Origin of the sequence: Janthinobacterium sp. HH102, from assembly GCF_001758625.2 — a bacterium.
Lineage (GTDB): Bacteria > Pseudomonadota > Gammaproteobacteria > Burkholderiales > Burkholderiaceae_D > Janthinobacterium.
On the sequence record NZ_CP062062.1, the window covers coordinates 2326500 to 2348291 of the forward strand.

Consider the following 21792-nt stretch of genomic DNA (forward strand, 5'->3'; position numbering starts at 1 on the left):
ATTGGGGGCGCTAATTGTCCGCACGTATACTGATTATCGAAGATAACGCCACCAATATGGAATTGATGGTGTACTTGCTGCGTGCCTTCGGGTACACGCCGCTGGCCGCCTATGACGGTGAAGAGGGCGTGCGCATGGCGCGCAGCGAATTGCCCGACCTGATCATTTGCGACGTGCATTTGCCCAAGCTCGATGGCTATGGCGTGGTGGCGGAGCTGAAGAAAGACCCGCTGCTGCGCAAGATTCCTGCCCTGGCCGTGACGGCGCTGGCCATGGTGGGCGACCGCGAACGCCTGCTCGAAGCGGGCTTCAATGGCTACATCGGCAAGCCCATCGAACCTGACCTGTTCGTGGCGGAGCTGGAGTCTTTTTTACCCGGGGCGCCGTCGACGCCAGTTAAAAACGACATAGCCACCATCCTGATCGTCGATGATCATGTGCTGAACCGCGAATTCCTCACCGCTCTGCTGGGCTACGGCGGCCACCGCCTGCTGGAGGCGGCCAATGGCGCCGACGCGCTGGAAATCCTGCGCACCGAGCGGCCGGACCTGATCATCTCCGACATCCTCATGCCGAACATGGACGGCTACGAGTTCGTCACGCGCGTGCACGCCGATCCCGCGCTGACCGACGTGCCCATCATCTTTTATACGGCCACCTACCGCGAGCAGGAAGCGATCCTGCTGGCGCAGGCATGCGGCGTGCGCTGGGTGCTGCCCAAGCCGTCCGATCCCGAGGTTATCGTGCGCACCGTCAACGAGGCGCTGGGGCTGATGCCGGCGGCGGCCCAGATGGCGGCGGGGCCGGGCGCGGGCGGCGGGGCGGCGCTTCCCGTCACGGGCAAGCTGGCCGGCATCGAGCATCAGGTCAGCGGCTACCTCGACGAACTCGAATCGAGCAGCCAGCAGATTTCGCAGCTGGCCAGCCAGCGCGAGGGCCAGGCCGCGCTTCCCGAAGACCTGGGCGTCATGACGGAGCGCCTGTCGCGTTCGCTGTCGAGCCTGCAGGCGGTGAGCCTGCGCCTGACGGCCCTGATCGAACTCGGCATCGAGCTGGGCGCCGAACGCGATCCGCGCGCCCTGATCGAGGCGGGCTGCAAGGTGGCGCAGAATATCTGCGTCTCCAAGTACGCCTGCATCGGCGTGCTGGAAGAGGGCGCCGAAAAGCTCAGCTATTTTTCCTCGTGCGGCGCCGAGAAGAACCTCGAGCGCATCGCCAGCGCGCCGCGCACGGGCATTTTGAACCGCTTGCTGGAACAGCGCCAGCCCTACCGGGTCAATGGCTTGAAGGGCGATCCCGGCGCGCTGGGCCTGCCCGACACGCACCCGCCCGTGCATTCCTTCCTGGGCGTGGCCATCGCTTCGCGCGAACGCAGCCATGGCTGGCTGTATCTGGTCGACAAGCTGGGGGCAAACGAGTTTTCCGAAGTCGACGAGCGCGTCGCCGCGACGGTGGCGGCGCAGATCGCCGTCGCCTACGACAACCTGCTGCTGTACGACGAGATCAAGCGCCATCACGAGCAGCTGACCCTGGACATGGCGGCGCGCATCCGCCTCGATGAAGACTTGCGCCGCTTCCGCCTGGCGATGGATGCCACGGCCGACGCGATTTTCCTCGTCGACCGCGCCGGCATGTGCTTCGTCGACGTCAACCAGACGGCTTGCCGCATGCTCGGTTTCGAGCGCGAGGATTTCCTGCGCGTGGGGCCGGGCCGCGCGCACGAGGGCGAATCCCAGCTCGAAGAGCTGTACAACAAGCTGCTGGCCGGCGACCAGGGCGGCCCCATGACGGAATTGCAGCTGCAGCGCAAGGACGGCTCGCCGCTGTCGGTGGAAGTGCAGCGGCGCACCCTGCGCTCGGGGCAGAGCTGGATCCTGGTGGCCGTGGCGCGCGACATCACCGAGCGCAAGGATGCCGAGCAGCGTTTGATGAAGCTGGCCCATTTCGATACCTTGACGGGTTTGCCGAACCGCAGCCAGTTTTATGCTTCGCTGACCCATTCGCTGTCCCAGGCGGCCGAACACCAGTGGGCCGTGGCCGTGCTGTTCATGGATGTCGACCGCTTCAAGAATATCAACGATACCCTGGGCCACACCATCGGCGACGACCTGCTGCGGCAGTTTTCCAGCCGCCTCGTCGATTGCCTGCGCGTGCGCGACACCATCGGCCGCTTTGGCGGCGATGAATTTGCCACCATCCTGGTGCTGCCTGAAGGCGCACAGCATGCCGTGGGCGTGGTCGACAAGATCCGCGAGGCGATGCGCAAGCCCTTCGACTTGCAGGGCCACGAGGTGACGGTGACGGTCAGCATCGGCATTTCCGTGTTCCCCGAGGATGCGGTCGATGCGGACACTCTGATTCAATACGCCGACACGGCCATGTACCGCGCCAAGGAAGCGGGGCGCGACGCCTTCCGCTTCTTCACGGCGGAAATGAATGCGCAATCGATGGCGCGGCTGGACATGGAAAATGCCTTGCGGCGCGCCATCGACAACGAGGAATTCGTGCTGTTCTTCCAGCCCAAGGTGAATATCATCTCGGGGCGCATCAGCGGCGCCGAAGCGCTGATCCGCTGGCGCCGTCCGGGCCACGGCATGGTCTCGCCGGCCCTGTTCATCCCCCTGCTGGAAGAAACGGGCCTCATCGTACGCGTCGGTAACTGGGTGCTCGACGAGGCCTGCAAGAAGATCAGCGAGTGGGGCGCCAGCAGCATCGGCCCCGTGCACCTGTCGGTGAACGTGTCGGGCATCCAGTTCTTCGTCGGGGGCCTGGAAGAGGAGGTGCTCAAGGCCATCCGCAAGTACGATATCGCGCCCGACCTGCTGGAACTGGAGCTGACGGAAAGCTCGCTGATGTCGAACGCCGAGGAGACCATCTCCGTGCTGCGCAACCTGAAGGCGCTGGGCATCCAGATTTCCATCGACGATTTCGGCACCGGCTATTCCAGCCTGGCCTACCTGAAGCGCTTCCCCATCGACAAGCTGAAGATCGACATCGCCTTCGTGCGCGAAGTGACGAGCAATCCGGACGACGCGGCCATCGTGCTGGCCATCATCAGCATGGCGCACAGCATGAAACTGGAGGTGATTGCCGAAGGCGTGGAAAACGATGCGCAGCTGGCTTATTTGCGGCGCCACGGCTGCGACGAGATGCAGGGCTATTATTTCAGCCGCCCCGTGCCGCAGGAAGAATTCGAGCAGATGCTGATGGGGGGCAAGCTGCTGCAGGCGCCGCAGGATGATGGCAGCGAAGAGCAGCAAACCTTGCTGATCGTCGACGACGATGTCTTCATGCTCGACGTGCTCAGCGACTTCCTGGCGCAGGACGGCTACCGCATCCTGACGGCGCAGACGGCCGCCGAGGGCTTCGACATCCTGGCGCGCCACAAGGTGCAGGTGATCCTGTGCGACCAGTGCATGCCGCTCATGAGCGGCACCGAATTCATGGAGCGGGTCAAGCACCTGTGCCCCGACACCTTCCGCATCATGCTGTCGGCCTTTGCCGACCTGACGCCCATCATGGCGGCCATCAACCGCGGCGCCGTCGACCGCTTCTACACCAAGCCGTGGAAAGGCGCCGTGCTGCGCGAGAATATCCGCGAAGGCTTCCGTCTGCACAAGCTGCTGCATGGCCCCGTGAAAGCGGCGGCTTAGGCGCTGGCCGCGCGCAAGCGACCGGCCGCCGCGTGCGCTGGCGCACCTTGGGGCGCAGCTCGCTATCGAATTAGACTCCCGTCTCTAGTTTTGCTCACTAGAATAAAAATATCCATGAAGTGGCATGGCCTTTCACATGACGGGAGCGGGCGATGGTGAAGAAATTGAAGGAACTGGCGGAAGACACGGAATTGGCGAGCGCCGTGCGCTCGTCGGCGCAGCAGATCTGGCAAGCGGGCCTGGGCGCCTTCGCCAAGGCGCAGGAAGAGGGCGGACGCGTGTTTTCCAAGCTGGTCAAGGAGGGCACGGAATTCCAGAAGCGCGCCGAAGACAAGGTGGCCGATGTCAGCGGCAGCGTCAGCAAGCTGGCCGATGGTGTGGGCAAGCAGGCCAGCGGTTCCTGGGACAAGCTGGAACAGGTGTTTGAGGAGCGTGTGGCGCGGGCCCTGGCCACCATCGGCGTGCCCATGCAAAACGACATTGCCGCGCTGCACGCCAAGATCGATGCCTTGAGCGTGCAGGTAGCGGCCCTGTCGGGCAAGGCCGCGCCGGCGGCCAAGCCGAAGGCCGTTGCCAAGCCTGCCGCGAAGACGGCGCCGAAAACGGCACCGAAGGCGGCCGTCGCCAAGGCTCCGGGCAAGGCACCGGCCAAGACGACCGCCAAGGCGGTGCCGCGCACCGCCGCCAAGTCCGTGACCAAGCCCGTGACCAAGCCAGCCGCCAGCAAGCCAGCCGTCAGGCCGGCGGCGAAGAAAAAAGCATCGCCGGCCTGAGCTGGCGCAGCATTCCTCCAGCCTGCTCGCGCAGGCTTTTTTTTGCCTGCCTTATTCGCCGCCGCCGTGGGGCGCGGTGTTTCATTACGGCTATCTTAGGTGGTATGCTTGAGGCAGAACACAGAGAGATTGCCCGACATGCTACAAAAAGCACCACGCCGTACCCGCGAACGCATCCTGGAGTTGTCGCTGCGCCTGTTCAATGAGTTTGGTGAGCCGAATATCACGACGACCGTGATTGCGGAAGAGATGAATATTTCGCCGGGAAACCTGTATTACCACTTCCGTAACAAGGACGACATCGTCAACTCGATCTTCGTCCAGTTCGAGGCGGAAATCGAACGCATCCTGACTGTGCCCGACGGGCGCCGCTCGAATATCGAGGATGTCTGGCTGTACCTGCACCTGATGTTCGAACTGATCTGGCGCTACCGCTTTTTCTACCGCGACCTCAACGATTTGTTGTCGCGCAACCGCAAGCTGGAATTGCACTTCAAACTGATCCTGGCGCACAAGATCAAGGTGGCCACGCAGCTGTGCGAAGATTTGCGCAGCGAACAGTCGCTCGAGGCGTCGGACATGGAAGTGGCCGCCATGGCGACGAATATGGTGGTCGTCGCCACCTACTGGCTGTCGTACGAATACGTGCGCAATCCGCGCAAGTACAGCGAGCAGCAATCGATGTCCGATGCGCTGGCGCGCGGCTGCTACCAGGTGCTGTCCCTGATCGGGCCCTATTTGCGCAATGAAACGCATTTGCTGTTTCGCAAACTGTCGGAAGAGTATGTGACCAAACTCAAGAACGACTGATGCGGCTGTTGGCGCCACGTCGTCAATTACAGGAGAGATATATGGCTTGGAAACAATTTCCCTATCCGGACGCAGCATATGTCTACACCCCGCAAACCCTGGAAGCGGCCTGGTCGCGCCTGCATGCGGGCGACGTGGAACCGTTTCCCACGCACCCTGCGCTGGTGCAAGCCTGGCTGGCCTTCCATGCGGGCGACTTCGAGCGCGCCGTGAAGCTGGGCCTGGCCGTCGGCGTGCCCGGTTATGCGGTGGCGCACAAGGCCACCTGCATCTACGCCACGCACCTGGAAGGCAATGACAGCCAGAAACTCGACATGTACGAGGAAGTGGCCGAGCGCTGTGAGCGCCAGCAGAGCGAGCAGCCGGACAATCCGGCCGGCTACTACTGGCATGCCTACAGCCTGGGCCGCTACGCGCTCGGCACTTCCGTCGTCAAGGCGCTGGCGCAGGGCATGGGCGCGCGCGTGCGCAACAGCCTGGACCGCACGATGACGATCGCGCCCATGCATGCGGAAGCGCATATCGCGTTTGGGATTTATCATACGGAAATTATCGACAAGGTCGGCGTCATGATAGGGGGGCTGACCTATGGCGCCAACAAGGAAGATGGCTACCAGCACTTCAAGACGGCGCTGGCCCTGACGCCGTATTCGGCGCTCGCGCACAGCGAATATGCGCGCGCATTGAATATGCTCGATGGAAAGAAAAAGCTGGCGGAAGCGCTGGCCTTGTATGAAAAGGCGGCCGAGTGCGTGGCACTGGACGCCAAGGAACGCCTCGAAGTCGAGGCGGCGATCGATGAATTGAAAGGGTAGGGACGACTGTGATCAAGGCTTTATGTGTGTACTGTGGCGCCAACGCTGGCGTCTCGCCGGACTATGCCGTGGCGGCGCGCGAACTGGCGCGCGTGCTGGTGGCGGAAAATATTTCGCTCGTGTATGGCGGCGGAAAAGTGGGCCTGATGGGCGTGATCGCCGATGAAGTGCTGCGCCTGGGCGGCGAGGTAACGGGCGTGATTCCCACCCAGCTGGTGGAACGCGAAGTGGGTCACATGGGCTTGACGCGCCAGTTCATCGTGAAGGACATGCATGAGCGCAAGGCGATGATGGCCAGCCTGTCCGATGCCTTCATCGCCATGCCCGGCGGTTATGGCACCCTGGAAGAACTGTTCGAGATGCTCACGTGGGCCCAGCTGGGCTTGCATGCCAAGCCCATCGGCCTGCTCAATGTCGACCGTTTCTATGATGGCTTGATTGCTTTCGTGCAAAACGGCAAGGAGCAGGGTTTCATCCGCCCGCAGCACGCGGCGTTCCTCAATGCCGACGCCGATCCTGCAGCGCTGGTGCAGCGCCTGAAGGAGTGCGCGCCGTAATGCCGTTTTCGCCTGGCGGTGCGTATGCCGCCAGGCAACTATTTTCCCTGTCGCTTGCAAGGGCCATGCAGTACGCACTGCATGGCTTTTTTATTTCCGCATGGGAAAATTGATCGGGCCTGATGAGTTAATTAATAAAAATATGGCAAAAAAATTGCATTGATAGCATGTTTTTTTGAAAATGAAGATGATTTTTAAGCATGGCTGTGGTCTACTGGCATGGTTCAAAGTTAGGAATATCGGACACCGACGAGCGTTGTATAGACTCCCAAAAAAAGGTGCCGGTCCATTTCAAGTTGCCACAACCACGCTACTTCATCATCTCGAAAGGATGCTATTTTGAAACCTATGACCCTCTTGCGAGCGACCGCTGTCGCCGCCATTCTGGCCAGCGCTGGCGGCGCCCACGCACAAACCACCATCATCGGCTTCGATCCGCTGGAACAACCCGGCTACTTCGGTTCCGTGTTCAAGTCCTACTCCGAAGGCGGCTACAACTTCGACAGCAGTTTCGGGCTGCTGAGCTCGGCACACCAGAATAGCCTCGCCTACGCCGGTTCGGCCGGTCTCGGCGCGACGCTCCTGTCGACGACGACCCTGAGCCGTGCCGATGGCGGCGCTTTCTCGCTGAGCTCGATCAGCCTGGCCGACTTCGTGAGCTTGCCCGGTTCCTTTGACGTGACCTTCGTCGGCCACCAGGTGGGCGGCGGCACGGTGAGCCAGACCTTCACCCTCGGCGGCGGCCACACCTTCGCCGACTACACGTTTACGGGTTTCAGCAATCTGCTGTCGGCAACGTGGAAGGAAGGCGCCTTGCATACCTTCCAGGTCGACAATATCGCCGCCAGCGTGAGCGCCGTGCCGGAACCGGCCACCTACGGCATGCTGCTGGGCGGTTTGGGCCTGCTGGGCTTCATGCTTCGCCGCAAGAACGCCGCCTGAGCCTGAACATGGTGCCGGCCATGCCGGCGCCCCTGTAAAAAAGCCGCCCGTTTTACCGGGCGGCCATGCTGACTAGCCAGCGCACTCGAACAATGCCGCCCAGTGTATGCCGGGCGGCATTTTCACGTGGACTTCATGCGCAGGCCGTCATGCGCAGCAGTTCATGACCACAGGCGCTGGCCTGACAGGTCGAGCTGGGTCAGGTACAGGCGCACGTCGAATTCGTACTGGTGGTACTGCGGTTCCATATATGTGCACAGCTTGTAGAAGGCCTTGTCGTGCTGCTTTTCCTTGACGTGCGCCAGTTCGTGCACAGCGATCATGCGCAGGAATTCCAGCGGCACTTCCTTGAACATGGTCGCCACGCGGATTTCATGTTTGGCCTTGAGCTTGCCTCCCTGCACGCGCGAGATCGAGGTATGCAAGCCCAGCGCATGCTGGATCACATGGATCTTGCTGTCGAACGCCACCTTGTTGATCGGCTCGGCATTGCGCAGGAATTCATTCTTCAAGTCCTGCACATATAGGTACAGCGATTTGTCGTTGCGCACATCGTGCGCGTTCGGGTAGCGTTTTAATAACACTTCGCCCAGCTTGTCTTGCGCGATCAGTTGCTGCACTTGCGCTTGCGTTTGTTCGGAATAGGCGCTCAGGTATTTCAGGGATGGCTGCATGCGGGGAAGGGCGGGACGTGGCGCGGAGGTGTCGGTAAGGCGAGAATGTACCATACCGCCGCGCCCCGCGCTGCGCCACCCCTTGCACGGAGCTGCCAGGGCCGCCCCGTGCCTTCGCGCGCCAAGCCGTGCGTTACCGGGCTAAGCCGCTCGCTCGTCCCGGCAAGTCCCGCAGCCCGGTCAGCCCTTGTCGTCTTCGTCCTTGCCGCCCTGACGGCCCGTGCCGCCGCTGCGCCCCGCCGTGCTGCTGCGGTTTTCATTGGCGCGCTGAGCCGATTGCCGGCTTTCGCCGCCTTTCCTGCCGATTTCCGCCATGTGTTCGCGGTTGCGGCTGACGGCTTCACCGCCTTTCTGCCCGGCACGGCGTGCTTCTTCCGAGTCGAATTCATGCGCCGTGCCTTTTTGATGGGCTGCCTGGCCGCCCTTGCTGGCAATTTCGCGTTGCTGTTCCTCATTCATGGCGGCGAAACCGCGCTTGCTCGTGCCTTTGGCGCTGCCCGATTCGCTGGCTTTCTGGCTGCTGCCAGTGCCTTTGCCCTGTTCATTACCTTGATTGCTAGCCATGTCGCTCTCCTTGCTGTCGAGTGGGGGTCAAGTGGTCTGTGCAGGCGCTCAATGCGCCTGATCGGATTGCCTGCTGTTATCGTGGCTGCGGCCCGCGCCGTCGCGGTGGCCTATGGCGTGCATTTTTTCGATCATTTCACGCTGGCGCTGCGTGGCTTTTTCCGTTTCTTCCGCTGTCTTGCGCACCACTTCGTCAGCGAAGGCCACGGCCGTGCGGCTCGTTTCGGGCAGGTGGTTCTCTGCCGTGCGGTTCATCTCGACATTGGCGTTGGCGACGAGATTGCCGAGCTGCTGCTGGTATTGGTGCAGCTTGTTACTGCTTGGCTGCAACTGGCCAGCGGCCAGCGACATGAACTCGCCCGTGTCGCGCGCGCCCAGCAGTTGCTGGCTGGCGTTGCTCCACTCGTGCAGCAAGTCTTGCGCCAGCCGCAGATGCAGCTCGCTCAATTGCTGCGCCGTATCGAACATCTTGCGCGATAGTTCCGTGGCGAAATTGCATTGGGCCTCGAGATGGGACTTCAGGGCCGGGCTGAGACTGGGGAAAATACTGTTTGTGAACATGTTCTACCTCAATGAAAAGCTGATCCAGAAAACATCCGGCGCACCGGATGCGGCGTATGGTGAAACAAGCAAAGAGATAGACGCCGGATGGCGTGCCAGGTTCCACGCCAGTTACCGGTTTGGTGCGAGAATGGGAGCTCGCAGGCGCAAAAACGCGATGCCTTTGTGTTAGATCAAATGAACGCCAGTTAGCTCGCTGCTGCTGGCAGCCATGCTGTTTGTGTGGAAAATGCCGGCTTACCGGCCCGGCCGTGCGACAATAGCCGGCTCGCGGCAGCGCAGCCGATGGCCGGCGCGCGTGGCTGAGCCGAGCATCGCCTTACTTTTTTACCTATTTCCGCGACCATGACGCATCCCGAATACATCCTGACCCTGTCCTGCCTGGACCAGCGCGGCATCGTGCACCGCGTGTCCGGCTTCCTGGCCGATCACGGCTGCAACATCCTCGATTCCGCCCAGTTCGGCGACCAGGAATCCCAGCTGTTCTTCATGCGCGTGCATTTCGCGCTGGAAGACGGCGCCGTCAGCGACGCCCAGTTGCGCAGCGACTTCGCCGACTTGTCGCAAGTCATGCAGCGCAATGGCCCCTTCCATGGCCAGTTGCACGATGCGCGCGTCAAGCCGCGCGTGATGCTGATGGTGTCGAAGATCGGCCATTGCCTCAACGATTTGCTGTTCCGCTACAAGAGCGGCTTGCTGAACGTGGAAATTCCCGCCATCGTGTCGAATCACATGGAGTTCTACCAGCTGGCGGCCAGCTACAATATTCCCTTCCACCACTTGCCATTGGCGGCCGGTGCGCCGGAAGCGGCCAAGCTGGCGCAGGAAGCGAAGATCCTCGACCTGATGGACACGCACAAGATCGACCTGGTGGTGCTGGCGCGCTACATGCAGATCCTGTCGCCCGGCCTGTGCCAGGCGCTCGACGGCCGCGCCATCAATATCCACCACTCCTTCCTGCCCAGCTTCAAGGGCGCCAAGCCGTATGCGCAGGCGCACCACCGCGGCGTCAAGCTGATCGGCGCGACGGCCCACTTCGTCACGGGCGACCTGGACGAAGGCCCGATCATCGAGCAGGACGTCGAGCGCGTCGACCATGCGATGGATGCGGAAACGCTGACGGCCATCGGCCGCGACGTCGAGTGCGTGGTGCTGGCGCGCGCCGTGAAATGGTTCGTCGAGCATCGCATCCTGAAAAATGGCGACAAGACCGTGGTTTTCCGCTGATACCGACTTCACTATTTACTTTACCGAGACAGAAACACGATGGCCCTCAAAGCAACAATTTTCAAAGCCGATCTGCAGATCGCCGACATGGACCGCAATTACTACCAGGATCATGCGCTGACCCTGGCGCGCCACCCGTCCGAAACGGACGAGCGCATGATGGTGCGCCTGCTGGCGTTCGCCATCCATGCGGACGAGGCGCTGACCTTCACCAAGGGCCTGTTCGATACGGAAGAGCCCGACCTGTGGCAGAAGGATTTGACGGGCGCCATCCAGCTGTGGATCGAAGTGGGCCAGCCGGATGAAAAGCGCATCCTGAAGGCCTGCGGCCGTTCGGAACAGGTCATCGTCTACAGCTATGGCGCAACCAGCCACATCTGGTGGAAGCAGATCGCGAATAAACTGGAACGGGCGAAGAACTTGACCGTGATCAACTTGCCATCCGAGGCGGCGCAAGACATGAGCAAGCTGGCGCAGCGCACCATGCAGCTGCAATGCACGATCCAGGATGGCCAGATCTGGCTGACCGACAGCGTCAACACGGTCCTGGTCGACCGCGAACCGGTGAAGCCGCCACGCTGATGTTGGCTGTCTGAAACGCAAAAAGCCCGGATCGCTCCGGGCTTTTTGCATTGCGCCGCCGCTTTACGGGGCCGCGTCTTCGTCGTTGCTGACGATGACCAGCAACTGCGCCTGCTGCGCGCCAATGCTGCGCGTGCGGTGCGGAATCAGGGCGTTGAAATACACGGAGTCGCCCGTGTGCAACTGCACGGTTTCCTGGGGAAACTCGATTTCAATCGCGCCCTGGTGCACGAACAGGAATTCCTCGCCCGCATGTTCCTTGAAGGCGGAGGCGGCGAAATCGGCCGCCGGATACACCATGAAGGGCAGCATTTTCTTCGGTGCCACGCCGGCGGCGATGCTGGCGAAATGCGGCAGCGGCGGCATCGCGCCCGCGCTGGCCGGATCGCCGGCGCGGGTGATGGTGACGGCCGCCTGCCGGTGGCTGTCGCTGAACAGCTGCTCCACGTCCACCTGCATCGCGTGCGACAGTTTCAGCGCCACGGCGATTGAGGGCACGCTCAGGCCCCGCTCCACCTTGGACAAGTAACTCTTCGTCAAGCCGCTTTTTTCCGCCAGCTGTTCCAGGGTCCAGCCCTTGTGTTTTCTCAGCAGTTTCAGACGCATAGCCATGGTTGCATCGGTCGATTTAAAAAAACTATTGTACCTCATGACACAAAGTGTCCTAAAATACACTCAGTTTCCTCGGATTGGGTTGCGCGGCTGTTGCCGTGCATGCCGGGAAGCGTAGTCAGCATGAGTGAAGGATCAACGATGCAACACAATACTCAGTATGAAGCAGCGGCACCGGGCGCCAGCCTGGCCTTGTCGAAAGACGAACTGGTGGCCATCGCCGAGCGGCGCCTGGCCAGCGTCACGCAGGACAGTGCCTGGTCGGCGCGGCAAACCCTGGCGCTGTCCTGCCGCATCCTGTTCGATGGCGGACATGATTCCGGCCTGGCAGGGCAGATCAGCAGCCGTGGCGGCCAGGACGCCACGTTCTACACGCAACAGCTGGGCCTGGGCTTCGATGAAATCACGGCCAGCAATCTGCTCGAGGTCGACCATGACCTGCGTGTGGTGCACGGCGAGGGTATTCCCAACCCGGCCAACCGTTTCCACAGCTGGATCTACCGCCAGCGCCCGGACGTGGCCTGCATCATCCACACGCATCCAACGCACGTGGCGGCGCTGTCGATGCTGGAGCAGCCGCTGCAGGTGTCGCACATGGATACCTGCCCCCTGTTCGACGATTGCGCCTTCCTGCCCTCGTGGCCGGGTGTGCCGGTAGGAAATGAAGAAGGCGAGATCATCGCCGGCGCCCTGGGCGACAAGCGCGCCATCCTGCTGGCCCATCACGGCCAGCTGGTGGTGGGCCGCACGGTGGAAGAGGCGTGCATGCTGGCCTTGCTGATGGAACGGGCAGCCCGTTTGCAATTGCTGGCCATGGCGGCCGGCACCATCCTGCCCTTGCCCCCGGCCCTGGCGCGCGAGGCGCACGACTGGATTTCCACGGCCCGGCGCGACACGGTGACCTTCGCCTATTACGCGCGGCGCGCCCTGCGCCAGCACGCCGACTGCCTGGCCTGAACCACACACACTGATTAAAGGAAGGAACATCATGCAGACACCATTTCACGGCATCATTGCCTACCCTGTCACCCCTTTCACGGCCGATGGCGGCGACGTCGACCTGCCGCGCCTGCAACGACTGATCGAGCGCCTGATCGCCGACGGCGTGCACAGCATCGCCCCGCTGGGCAGCACGGGCGAGAGCGCCTACCTGCAGGACGCGGAGTGGGAAGCCGTCGCCGCCACCTCGCTGGCCGCCGTCGCCAGGCGCGTGCCCACGGTGGTGGGCATTTCCGACCTGACCACGGCGGGCGCCATGCGCCGCGCCCGCTTTGCGGCAAAGCAGGGCGCCGACGCGGTGATGGTCTTGCCCGTGTCGTACTGGAAATTGAGCGAGGAAGAAATTGTGCGCCACGTGGCGCGCATCGGCGACGCCGTGGGCATTCCGATCATGCTGTACAACAATCCGGCCACCAGCGGCATCGATATGTCGCCCGAGCTGATCGTGCGCATCTGGCGCGAGGTGCCGAATGTGACGATGGTCAAGGAAAGCACGGGCGACATCCAGCGCATGCACCGGCTGGCGCAGCTGAGCGGGGGAGCGTTGCCGTTCTACAACGGCAGCAATACCCTGGCCTTCGCCGCGCTGGCGGCCGGCGCCCGCGGCTGGTGCACGGCCGCGCCCAACCTGCATGCGGGATTGCCGCTGGCCCTGTATGCGGCCGTGCAGGCGGGCGACCTGGTGCGGGCGCGTGAACTGTTCTTCCAGCAATTGCCATTGCTGCAATGCCTGATGAAAGGGGGCTTGCCGCCCACCGTCAAGGCGGGGCTGGCGCTGCGGGGCTTTGATGTGGGTACGCCCCGCGCGCCGCTGCAGCCGCTGGACGAGGCGGCCACGCGCGCGCTTGCCGCCGTGCTGGCCAGCCTTACGGCCTAATTCGGCGCGGCACCCAGGCGCTTGATGCTGCTCGAACGCTGCATGCTGCGGCTGATGCGCGGGTCGCCGTAGTAGCTGACTTCGCCCGAACCGCCGATGCTGATGGTCAAGTCATCCTTGGCCCATACCTGCGCTTCGCCCGAGCCGCCGATGCTCACCTGCACGTCGCGCGCGGCCAGCTTGCCCGCCTGGATATTGCCCGAGCCGCCGATCGAGGCCGTCAGCTGCTCGGTCTTGCCGCTGGCCTTGAAGTTGCCGCTGCCGCCGATGGCCACGGACACCTGGCGGCTGTCGAGCTCGCGCGCGTTGATGGAGCCGGAACCGCCCACGTCGAAGCGCAGATTCTCGGCCCGCAAGCCCGTTGCCGTGATGTTGCCCGAGCCGCCCACGCTGACGCGCTCCACCTGGCGCGCCTGGATGACGATGGTCAGGCTGCTCTGGCGGAAATTCGCGTTGCGCTTGGCGGGGCGGATGCGCAGGGTGCCGTTTTCCACGGCTGTCTCGATCAGCGGCAGGATATTGTCGTCGGCTTCGATGGTGACGCTGTCCGTGTTGCCGATACGCAGCTCGACCGTGCCCGGCACGTTCAGCGCCACGCCATGGAAACTGCCCACATCGCGCGTCTGTTTTTGCAGCTTCCCGCTGCCTTGGATGCTGTTGCCGGAAATCCAGTCCAGTGGCGAGGCCAGCGCCGGCGCGGCCGGCATGGCCAGCGCGCAGGCGGCCAGCAGCAGGGCGGTCGCGGCGCTGAAGCGGCGGCGGTGGAAAAGTGTCGGTGTCATTCTTGCTCCCTGTTTTGAATTGGACTGCAGGCATGGTATGCGAGCCGGCCGCGCCTGCGTAGGGCGCTGCGACAGACTGCGCCGGCAGCGGCATGGAATGCAGGAGGATGCGACAGGATGGCATGAGGTATCATGCCGGTATTGGACATACGACGACCGGCACGCGCCGCTCACACTACTGGAATTACATGCTGATCATCACCATCAAACAGGGCAAGGAAAAGAGCTTGCTGGGCCAATCGTGGATTTACGCGTCCGCGATTGAAAAAGTCGAAGGCAAGCCGCAGGAAAAAATGAAGCCCGGCTCGACGGCCATCGTGCAGAGTTCTTCGAAACAATTTATCGCCCGCGCCGCCTACAATTCGAAGTCGCAGATCCGCGCGCGCATCTGGAGCTTCAAGGAAGACGAACCGGTCGACCACGCGCTGATCAAGCGCAGGGTCAAGGCCGCCATCGAGAAAAAACTGCCAGCCATCAAGAAGGCCGGCGAAAACCAGCTGCTGACCCTGATCAAGGGTGAAGACGAGGGCTTGCCGGGCCTGGTGGTGCAACTGTTTGGCGGCGTGCAGGGCTATCTGATCTGCGAATTCAACGCCGGCGGCGTCGACGCGTGGAAAGTGGCCATCGTGCAATCGCTGATGGCGTCCACCGGCTGCGTCAACGTGTACGAGCGCTGCGACGACCTGATGCGCAAGGGCGAAGGCTTGCCCCTGATCGACGGCGCCTTGGCCGGCGAGGAACCGCCCGATGAAGTCATGCTGACGGACAACGGCGTGCGCTATGCGCTGGACCTCAAAACGGGGCACAAGAGCAAGTTCCGCTGAGAACGGCTGTTTGACATGAAAAGAACCGGCGTGAGCCGGTTTTTTATTGGATTACGCAATAAAAACACTGGGAGGGACGTCGAATCGTTGTGCCAGGGCCTTGATTTGCCGCACATTCAGATCCCGCTTGCCGTTGAGCACTTCAGAGACGACGCCTTGGGTGCCGACTTCCGGTACGTCGGACTGTGTCAGTGAATGTTGTTCCATTAACTGGCGCAGCGTGGCCGCAGGCGAAACAGGGGCAGCCGGGAAATGCTCCTGATCGTAATCGGCTATCAACCGGCCGATACTGTCAACCAACCCCGCCAACGGGTGTTTTTCATCGGCCGCCCCCGCGTCCAATAGCTGATGCAATACGCTGACAGCTTGTTCATAAGCGGGCGCATCAGGAATCGCCTGCAGAGGGACCAGTTTGGACAAGGCCTGATAGTGGACAGTGATTTCTGTAATCATCTCACGATGCATCAAGGTTTCCATGCGTCGTACTCCTGTGCGTCAACACTTCCCGGATGAACAGCAATTGGCGATTGAAGTGAATGGCCGCAATGATCCGGTACTTGTTACCGCCAATATTAAAAACATAGTAATCACCGACGCGATCCGTGGCGTTAAATATCGACTTCAGCACGGCGAAATTGGCAAAAGGCCTCGATTCGATGATCTTGCGCCATGCCTGCATGGGCTCGCCCGCCAGGGGATGTTTCCTGGCGAAATCGATCAAAGCCTTGTTGGCGACGATGCGCATATGCCGAAGCGATGCCGTGACGAAGCGATATCATGAGCGCAGATTATCTCAATTTGAGATAATCGTCAAACGGCATTATTCCAGCGGCACGCTGCGGTATTTGTTTACCTCCAGCGCCGACACCGCCGGCGCATCATTGCCCCACGACGCGCGCAGATACGTGACCACGGCCGCCACTTCCGCATCATCCATGACGGGACCGAACGGCGGCATGCCGTAGGGACGCGGGTTGCCTTTTGTCCCGGGCGCGAAGCCGCCGTTGAGCACGAGGCGGATGGCGTTCACGGCCGAGACCGTCGTCAGCGCGCGGTTGCCGGCCAGCGGCGGGTAGCCGGGCGGTACACCCTTGCCGTCGGCCTGGTGGCAGCTTGCGCACTGCGCTTCATACAGTTTTGCGCCCAGCGCCAGTTGCTGCCGGGCTTGCTCCGACGTGTCGCGCGGCGCCCGTGGTGCGGGCTGCGCGGGGCCGGGCAGGCTTTTCAGATAGACGGCCATGGCTTGCACATCGGTCGTGCTCATGTGCTGCAAGCTTTGCCGCACGACCTCCGCCATGGGGCCGAAGACGGTGGCGCGCGGCGAGACGCCCGTTTGCAGCAATTCCACGATATGCGCCGTGTCCCAGTCGCCCAGGCCCGCTTCCGCGTCGGACGTCAGCGACGGCGCATACCAGCCCAGCACGGGGATCAGGCCGCCCGACAGGCCGTCGTCGCTGCCGCCCAGGGTGGTGCGGCTGCTATGGCAGGCGCTGCAGTGGCCCAGGCCCTGTACCAGGTAGGCGCCCCGGTTCCACTCCATGCTTTTGCCCGTCAGCGGCTGGTACACGCCTGGCTTGAAATACAGGGCGCGCCAGGCCGCCAGGGCGATCTGCTGGTTGTAGGGGAAGCGCAGCGCGTGCGGCGTATTCTCCTGCTTGTGCGGCGGCACGCTTTGGAAATACGCATACAGGGCGTCGCTGTCTTCGCGCTGCACCTTGGTGTAGCTGGTGTAGGGAAAGGCCGGATACAGCAGCCGGCCGTCTTTCGACTTGCCGTTGTGGATGGCGCGCCAGAAATCGTCGGCCGTCCAGCTGCCGATGCCCGTTTCCCTGTCGGCCGTGATGTTGGGCGAGAGCACCTTGCCGAACGGCGTCTGCAGGGCCCGTCCCCCCGCGTAGGGCACGCCGCCGCGCGTCGTGTGGCAGGCCATGCAATCGCCCGCCTTGGCCAGGTAGGCGCCGCGCGCGACCAGCTGTTCCTGGCTCAGGGTGCTGGCAACGGCGGGCGGGCCCATGTCGTCGTCTGGATACAGTACGAATCTGGCGCCGGCCGCAACGATGGCAACGCCGGCAATCGCGATCATCCATTTTTTCATGGCGCCACCTGTGCACCGGAGCCCGGCACGCCGCCGCAATGCAGGGGCAAGGGCAGGGCGATGCTGCTGGCGGGGCGCGCGTCGGCGCTGGCCACTTGCGTGCCCAGCCAGGCCGAGACGGCGCCCACGTCCGCGTCCGACAGGCGCTGCGCCACTTGCGCCATGCAGTCGGGCGCGTGGGCGCGGCGGATGCCGTTCTTCCACGCACCCAGCTGGGCATTGATATAGTCGCGCGGCAAGCCCAGCAAGCCGGGGATGGCGGGCGCCACGCCGGCCAGCTGCTGGCCGTGGCAGGCGATGCAGGCGGGAATCTTCTTGCCGCTGTCGCCTTGCAGCACCAGCTGCTTGCCGCGTTCCAGGGCTGCCGTGCCGGCGCCGCTGGGCTGGGCCGGCGGCGGGGCAGGGTGCTGCGCCGCAAAATATTCGGCGATTTCGCGCAGGTAATCGTCCGGCAAGTGCTCGACCATGTAGTTCATCATTGGATACTGGCGCCGTCCCTCGCGAAAGTTCAGCAGCTGGTTGTACAGGTAGCCTGAAGGCTTGCCGGCGATGCGGGGAAAGAAGGCGTCGTGGCGTTCCTTCGGCGCATGGCATGCCGTGCACGCCTTGATGCGCTGCTCCAGGCTGTCGTGGCCAGATGGCAACGCGGCGGGCGCGGCCAGCGCCATGCCGGGCCAGGCGATAGCCAGGGCCAGCAGCACGGGCGGGGAATGCAGTAGCATGGGGAGTTGCATGGGGAAATAACCTGTCTCGTCGGTCGATATGCCGTGCCGGTGTTGCTGCCCGGATGTTGTTACCCTAGCATATACCGGGTGCTGTCACTGTGACAGGATCAGTTGTGCAATAAAACTACGGATCAGTTTGAGGAGCAGGGTTGAAACGATATGAGGAATTGGCGGAAGAAGTCGCCGCCATGATCAGTACGCAGCTGTTGCTGCCTGGCGATAAATTACCGTCCGTACGCCAGCAGCATGCGCGCAGGGGCGTGAGCCCGTCGACGGTGTTCCAGGCGTATTATTTGCTCGAAGCGCGCGGCATGATCGTCTCGCGTCCCCGCTCCGGCTATTACGTGGCGCCGCAGCGCGCCGCGCTGGCCCCCGAGCCGGACAGTTCCCACCCGCTCGACGCCAGCACCACAGTCGACGTTAGCGACCTCGTGTTCGAAGTGCTGGGCGCCGCGGGCGCGCGCGATATCGTGCCGTTCGGTTCGGCCTTTCCCAGCCCGCAGCTGTTCCCCATGGAAAGGCTGGCGCGGGCCGTGTCGGCCAGCATGCGCCGCCTCGACCCGTGGAGCACCGTCACGGATTTGTCCTTGGGCAATGCCGAGCTGCGACGCCAGATCGCCCTGCGCTACCAGCAGGGCGGCGCGCCCGTTTCCAGCGACGACATCGTCATCACGAATGGCGCGCTGGAAGCGCTGAACCTGTGCCTGCAAGCCGTCACGCGGCCCGGCGACACGGTGCTGATCGAGTCGCCCAGCTTCTATGCCTGCCTGCAGGCGCTGCAGCGGCTGGAACTCAAGGCCGTCGAGATCGCCACGAGCCCCCGTGACGGTGTCGACCTGGCCGCGCTGGAAGAGTTGCTGCAACGCCACCGGCCCAAGGCGTGCTGGCTGATGACGAGTTTCCAGAACCCTCTGGGCAGCCTGATGCCGCCGCAAAAGAAGCGCGCGCTGGTCGAACTGCTGGCGCGCCATGGCGTGCCGCTGATCGAGGATGATGTGTATGGCGAGCTGTATTTCGGCAAGCAGCGTCCGGGCCTGACGAAAAGCCACGACAGCGCGGGCCTCGTCATGCATTGCAGCTCGTTTTCCAAGACCCTGGCGCCTGGTTTCCGGCTGGGCTGGGCCGTGGCGGGCCGCTATGCGCGCCAGGTCGAGCGCTTGAAACTGACGACGAGCCTGTCGGCGCCCATCCCCCTGCAGATGGCGCTGGCCGATTATCTGGCGCAGGGCGGCTACGACCGCCATTTGCGCCAGCTGCGCTTGACCCTGGCGGCGCAGCAAAACACCATGCTGCAAGCGATCGCCGTGCATTTTCCGCCCGGCACGCGGGTAACGCGGCCGCAGGGCGGCTATTTCGTCTGGGTTGAAATGCCGGCGGGCATCGATGCGCTGGCCTTGCACCGCAGCGCGCTGGCGGCCGGCATCAGCATCGCGCCCGGCCCCATCTTTTCCGCCACGCGCGCGTTTCGCCACTGCATCCGCCTCAATTATGGACACCCGTGGAGTCCGCAGCTGGAAGAGGCCATCGCCACCCTGGGGCGGCTGGCGCAGAGGGCGGCAAGCGGCACATGAAAAAAAGTCCTTGCGCCAGCAAGTGTTTCATTCCAAAAGGAAATATTGCTGTTATATTGAAGTATCTATAACGAATGATGGGAATGATAATGGATAACACGCAGCCGGAACTGGGTCGTACGCAAGATACGACGCTGGCCATTCTGTCCCACGTTGGCGGCCTGTTCACCAGCTGGGTGGCGCCGCTGATCATTTACTTGATCAAGAAAGACGATGCGGATCAATTCTCGGCCGAGAACGCCCGCGAGGCGCTCAATTTCCAGATCACCCTGATCATCTGGTATTTCGCCTGCTTCATCCTGTCGTTCGTGCTGATCGGCCTGTTCCTGTTCTGGATCGTGGCGCTGGCCAACCTGGTGTGCTCGATCGTCGCTGCCGTCAAGGCCAGCAATGGCGTCACTTACCGCTATCCCCTGACCTTGCGTCTGGTCAAATAAGGCTGCGCCGGCCGCCGGGTGTCAGCCCGGGCGGCCGGGCAGTATCAGGAATGACGCAAAGTCGGGCGCCACCGTGGTGGCAGCCCCTGTTTCGTGCGACCACAGCACGACCACCGGCTCGCCCGATGGCCCCGTTTGCGCATAGTCAAAACAATAGTAATCGCCCGTGCCGAACTGGGCAAAGGGCAGCAGGGATGCGGCATCGCCGTCATCCGTATTCTCGAGCCACTCTTGCCAGTCGGTGCGGTAATGGCGTTCTATCGATTCCCACGTCTTGCGCGCATTAGCCGCGTCGTAGACGGGAAAGATGCTCAAGGCGCCCAGCGCGCGGCCATTGTTGACCAATAACCATTGCACGTAGGACGCGGGCAGCGCACGCCCCAGCGCCTGTTCGGCGGCGGTGATCGCGTCAGGCGTGGTGCCGATGGACTTGTTCTTGCTCATGTTGCAGGAAGGCGCGCCGGCTCAGGCGGCGACTGGCGGCGGGCCAGGCGGCGTACTGGCGCGCGGCGCTTTTTGCGGTGCCACCTTGCCGCCTTCGGCGATCCAGCGGCGGTACACGCGCAGGGCCACTTGCGCATCGTCGGCCGCGTACAGGATCTGCTTTTCCGTCAGGCGCGACGTGGCCCAGTTGGTGGTGGAGATCTTTTTCGATTTCTGCAGATGCAGGCCGAAAAATTTGGCCACGGCCGTCTTCGCGCCCAGGTCGTTGCGCTGGCCGCCGCGCAGGGCGACGGACAGGTCGAGCACCTGGGCTGGCGCGATACCGAGCTTGTTGCGCAGGCGCTTGACGTCGTCGGACAGGCCAAAGCCCACCTTCAGGGTGGTGGTCGATTCGAGGATGGCTTTGAGTTCGGCCAGGGCCGGCGCCGGCGTGCTGCCCACCTGGAACAGGTAGGCGATGTCGTCGGTAGCCAGCTGGATCAGATGCGGCCCCGTGGAGGACTCGCCCTTCACAAAAGTGGGCTTCGACTCCGTATCGAAGCCGATGGCGTCCGCTGCCAGCAGGGCGGACATGGCCGCCTGTGCATCATCGCTGGTACGTACCAGCTTGACGTGGTCGAGGGCGATGCCTTGATACGGGGGGAGTGGCGGTACGGCAGCTGTGTCCATGAAACCGGATCAGCCTTTGCGCGAGAATTTCGCGGTCAGCTGATTCAGTTTTTCCAGGCGCAAGCGGTTCGCTTCTTCGGCGGCGGCCGCGTCGCGCTCGGCTTTCTTGCGCTCGGCTTCCTTCTTGAAGCGTTGCTGCAAGACTTGCGTGGCGTGGTCGCGGTGCGTTTGCGTCACTTCCGCGCCGGCCGTGCCGTCGAGGTCGTAGCGGATCTTGGCTTTTTCCATCACGCGCAGGTAGCGCAGCGAACCCGTGTGGATGCCCAGCGCCGTGCGCATCAGCTTGCGGTCCAGGTCCGGCAGGCGCGCCAGGATCTGCTTGTCGATACCGATCGACAAGGGCAGGCAATCGCGGAATGGCGGGAATTGCTCCTGGAACTGCTTCAGCAGGGCGCGCGCGGTCAGGCCGGCAGGCGCCGGCGTGGTCGCTGCGGCCGGTGCCGCCGCTGGGGCTGCATCGACTGGCGTGTCAGGAGTGGTGGCTTGCTGGTCTGGCGTGGAGCTGGTCATCGACATCATTGGTTGGGCTATAAAAGGGGAGCATAGCACGCGCCACAGGCAAGTGCATTGTCTTTTTTGGCAACTTGCGCTGCAACAAG

General features: G+C 62.9%; 25 protein-coding genes. 13 read left to right on the forward strand and 12 right to left on the reverse strand.

What is annotated here, in order from left to right; genetic code table 11:
* Window positions 1-14: 14 nt before the first annotated feature.
* From JAB4_RS10645 to JAB4_RS10670, 6 genes are all read left to right on the forward strand, one after another.
* Complete coding sequence (locus JAB4_RS10645) at window positions 15-3653, forward strand: EAL domain-containing protein (protein ID WP_070224974.1); 3639 nt, start codon at window positions 15-17, stop codon at window positions 3651-3653.
* A 152-nt stretch (window positions 3654-3805) separates the two neighbouring features.
* On the forward strand, window positions 3806-4426 hold the full coding sequence (locus tag JAB4_RS10650) for a phasin family protein (protein ID WP_070224975.1): 621 nt from the start codon (window positions 3806-3808) through the stop codon (window positions 4424-4426).
* 138 nt (window positions 4427-4564) lie between these two features.
* Entirely contained in the window at window positions 4565-5236 is a 672-nt protein-coding gene (locus tag JAB4_RS10655) for a TetR/AcrR family transcriptional regulator (RefSeq protein ID WP_034758777.1), read from the forward strand.
* 41 nt (window positions 5237-5277) lie between these two features.
* Complete coding sequence (locus tag JAB4_RS10660) at window positions 5278-6051, forward strand: hypothetical protein (protein WP_070224976.1); 774 nt, start codon at window positions 5278-5280, stop codon at window positions 6049-6051.
* An 11-nt stretch (window positions 6052-6062) separates the two neighbouring features.
* The gene (locus JAB4_RS10665) at window positions 6063-6608 is read left to right on the forward strand and encodes a TIGR00730 family Rossman fold protein (protein ID WP_046682536.1); all 546 of its coding nucleotides are present in this window, start codon (window positions 6063-6065) and stop codon (window positions 6606-6608) included.
* A 348-nt stretch (window positions 6609-6956) separates the two neighbouring features.
* Window positions 6957-7550, forward strand: a complete 594-nt coding sequence (locus tag JAB4_RS10670) for a PEP-CTERM sorting domain-containing protein (RefSeq protein WP_070224977.1) — start codon at window positions 6957-6959, stop codon at window positions 7548-7550.
* 161 nt (window positions 7551-7711) lie between these two features.
* Here JAB4_RS10670 and JAB4_RS10675 read toward each other — a convergent pair whose 3' ends face one another.
* The 3 genes from JAB4_RS10675 to JAB4_RS10685 form a co-directional block, all read right to left on the reverse strand.
* Window positions 7712-8224, reverse strand: a complete 513-nt coding sequence (locus tag JAB4_RS10675; RefSeq protein ID WP_070224978.1) for a M48 family metallopeptidase — start codon at window positions 8222-8224, stop codon at window positions 7712-7714.
* Window positions 8225-8404: 180 nt separating this feature from the next.
* Window positions 8405-8788, reverse strand: a complete 384-nt coding sequence (locus tag JAB4_RS10680; protein ID WP_070224979.1) for a general stress protein — start codon at window positions 8786-8788, stop codon at window positions 8405-8407.
* Window positions 8789-8836: 48 nt separating this feature from the next.
* Window positions 8837-9349: a phasin family protein gene (locus tag JAB4_RS10685; protein WP_070224980.1), complete on the reverse strand. Its 513-nt coding sequence runs from the start codon at window positions 9347-9349 to the stop codon at window positions 8837-8839.
* A 345-nt stretch (window positions 9350-9694) separates the two neighbouring features.
* Between JAB4_RS10685 and purU the strand changes: the two genes are divergently transcribed.
* Together purU and JAB4_RS10695 are read left to right on the forward strand one after the other, a co-directional pair.
* Window positions 9695-10576 (forward strand): formyltetrahydrofolate deformylase, encoded by an 882-nt coding sequence (gene purU, locus JAB4_RS10690; RefSeq protein WP_070224981.1) that lies wholly within the window; start codon window positions 9695-9697, stop codon window positions 10574-10576.
* 39 nt (window positions 10577-10615) lie between these two features.
* Window positions 10616-11158, forward strand: a complete 543-nt coding sequence (locus tag JAB4_RS10695; protein WP_070224982.1) for a YaeQ family protein — start codon at window positions 10616-10618, stop codon at window positions 11156-11158.
* Between the two features lie 63 nt (window positions 11159-11221).
* Here the strand turns inward: JAB4_RS10695 and JAB4_RS10700 are convergent, their stop codons facing one another.
* Window positions 11222-11770 carry an XRE family transcriptional regulator gene (locus JAB4_RS10700; protein ID WP_070224983.1) on the reverse strand — a complete coding sequence of 183 codons (549 nt, stop codon included), beginning with the start codon at window positions 11768-11770 and terminating at the stop codon, window positions 11222-11224.
* Between the two features lie 141 nt (window positions 11771-11911).
* Between JAB4_RS10700 and JAB4_RS10705 the strand changes: the two genes are divergently transcribed.
* Together JAB4_RS10705 and JAB4_RS10710 are read left to right on the forward strand one after the other, a co-directional pair.
* Window positions 11912-12727, forward strand: coding sequence for an aldolase (locus tag JAB4_RS10705; protein WP_070224984.1), 816 nt, complete (start codon window positions 11912-11914; stop codon window positions 12725-12727).
* A gap of 31 nt (window positions 12728-12758) precedes the next feature.
* On the forward strand, window positions 12759-13646 hold the full coding sequence (locus JAB4_RS10710; protein WP_070224985.1) for a dihydrodipicolinate synthase family protein: 888 nt from the start codon (window positions 12759-12761) through the stop codon (window positions 13644-13646).
* On the opposite strand, the gene JAB4_RS10715 is transcribed toward JAB4_RS10710, so the two are convergent.
* On the reverse strand, window positions 13643-14428 hold the full coding sequence (locus JAB4_RS10715) for a head GIN domain-containing protein (RefSeq protein ID WP_070224986.1): 786 nt from the start codon (window positions 14426-14428) through the stop codon (window positions 13643-13645). The genes JAB4_RS10710 and JAB4_RS10715 overlap by 4 nt on opposite strands.
* A gap of 188 nt (window positions 14429-14616) precedes the next feature.
* Between JAB4_RS10715 and JAB4_RS10720 the strand changes: the two genes are divergently transcribed.
* The gene (locus tag JAB4_RS10720; RefSeq protein ID WP_070224987.1) at window positions 14617-15252 is read left to right on the forward strand and encodes an SAM-dependent methyltransferase; all 636 of its coding nucleotides are present in this window, start codon (window positions 14617-14619) and stop codon (window positions 15250-15252) included.
* Window positions 15253-15303: 51 nt separating this feature from the next.
* On the opposite strand, the gene JAB4_RS10725 is transcribed toward JAB4_RS10720, so the two are convergent.
* From JAB4_RS10725 to JAB4_RS10740, 4 genes are all read right to left on the reverse strand, one after another.
* Window positions 15304-15729, reverse strand: coding sequence for a helix-turn-helix domain-containing protein (locus JAB4_RS10725; RefSeq protein WP_083287290.1), 426 nt, complete (start codon window positions 15727-15729; stop codon window positions 15304-15306).
* Complete coding sequence (locus tag JAB4_RS10730; RefSeq protein WP_070224988.1) at window positions 15707-15997, reverse strand: type II toxin-antitoxin system HigB family toxin; 291 nt, start codon at window positions 15995-15997, stop codon at window positions 15707-15709. The genes JAB4_RS10725 and JAB4_RS10730 overlap by 23 nt, the downstream gene beginning before the upstream one ends.
* Window positions 15998-16072: 75 nt before the next feature.
* Entirely contained in the window at window positions 16073-17347 is a 1275-nt protein-coding gene (locus tag JAB4_RS10735; RefSeq protein WP_070224989.1) for a cytochrome c, read from the reverse strand.
* Window positions 17344-18069 (reverse strand): c-type cytochrome, encoded by a 726-nt coding sequence (locus JAB4_RS10740; RefSeq protein ID WP_070224990.1) that lies wholly within the window; start codon window positions 18067-18069, stop codon window positions 17344-17346. Before JAB4_RS10740 ends, JAB4_RS10735 begins: the two co-directional genes overlap by 4 nt.
* Window positions 18070-18221: 152 nt before the next feature.
* Between JAB4_RS10740 and JAB4_RS10745 the strand changes: the two genes are divergently transcribed.
* Together JAB4_RS10745 and JAB4_RS10750 are read left to right on the forward strand one after the other, a co-directional pair.
* Window positions 18222-19643, forward strand: a complete 1422-nt coding sequence (locus JAB4_RS10745) for a PLP-dependent aminotransferase family protein (protein WP_070224991.1) — start codon at window positions 18222-18224, stop codon at window positions 19641-19643.
* Window positions 19644-19732: 89 nt separating this feature from the next.
* On the forward strand, window positions 19733-20080 hold the full coding sequence (locus JAB4_RS10750; protein WP_070224992.1) for a DUF4870 domain-containing protein: 348 nt from the start codon (window positions 19733-19735) through the stop codon (window positions 20078-20080).
* A gap of 21 nt (window positions 20081-20101) precedes the next feature.
* On the opposite strand, the gene JAB4_RS10755 is transcribed toward JAB4_RS10750, so the two are convergent.
* Genes JAB4_RS10755 through JAB4_RS10765 form a run of 3 tightly spaced genes read right to left on the reverse strand, consistent with a single transcriptional unit; the run spans window position 20102 to window position 21712 of the window.
* Window positions 20102-20524, reverse strand: coding sequence for an SMI1/KNR4 family protein (locus tag JAB4_RS10755; protein ID WP_070224993.1), 423 nt, complete (start codon window positions 20522-20524; stop codon window positions 20102-20104).
* 21 nt (window positions 20525-20545) lie between these two features.
* The gene (locus JAB4_RS10760; protein WP_070224994.1) at window positions 20546-21193 is read right to left on the reverse strand and encodes a 3'-5' exonuclease; all 648 of its coding nucleotides are present in this window, start codon (window positions 21191-21193) and stop codon (window positions 20546-20548) included.
* Between the two features lie 9 nt (window positions 21194-21202).
* The gene (locus JAB4_RS10765; RefSeq protein WP_070224995.1) at window positions 21203-21712 is read right to left on the reverse strand and encodes a ProQ/FINO family protein; all 510 of its coding nucleotides are present in this window, start codon (window positions 21710-21712) and stop codon (window positions 21203-21205) included.
* Window positions 21713-21792 lie beyond the last annotated feature (80 nt).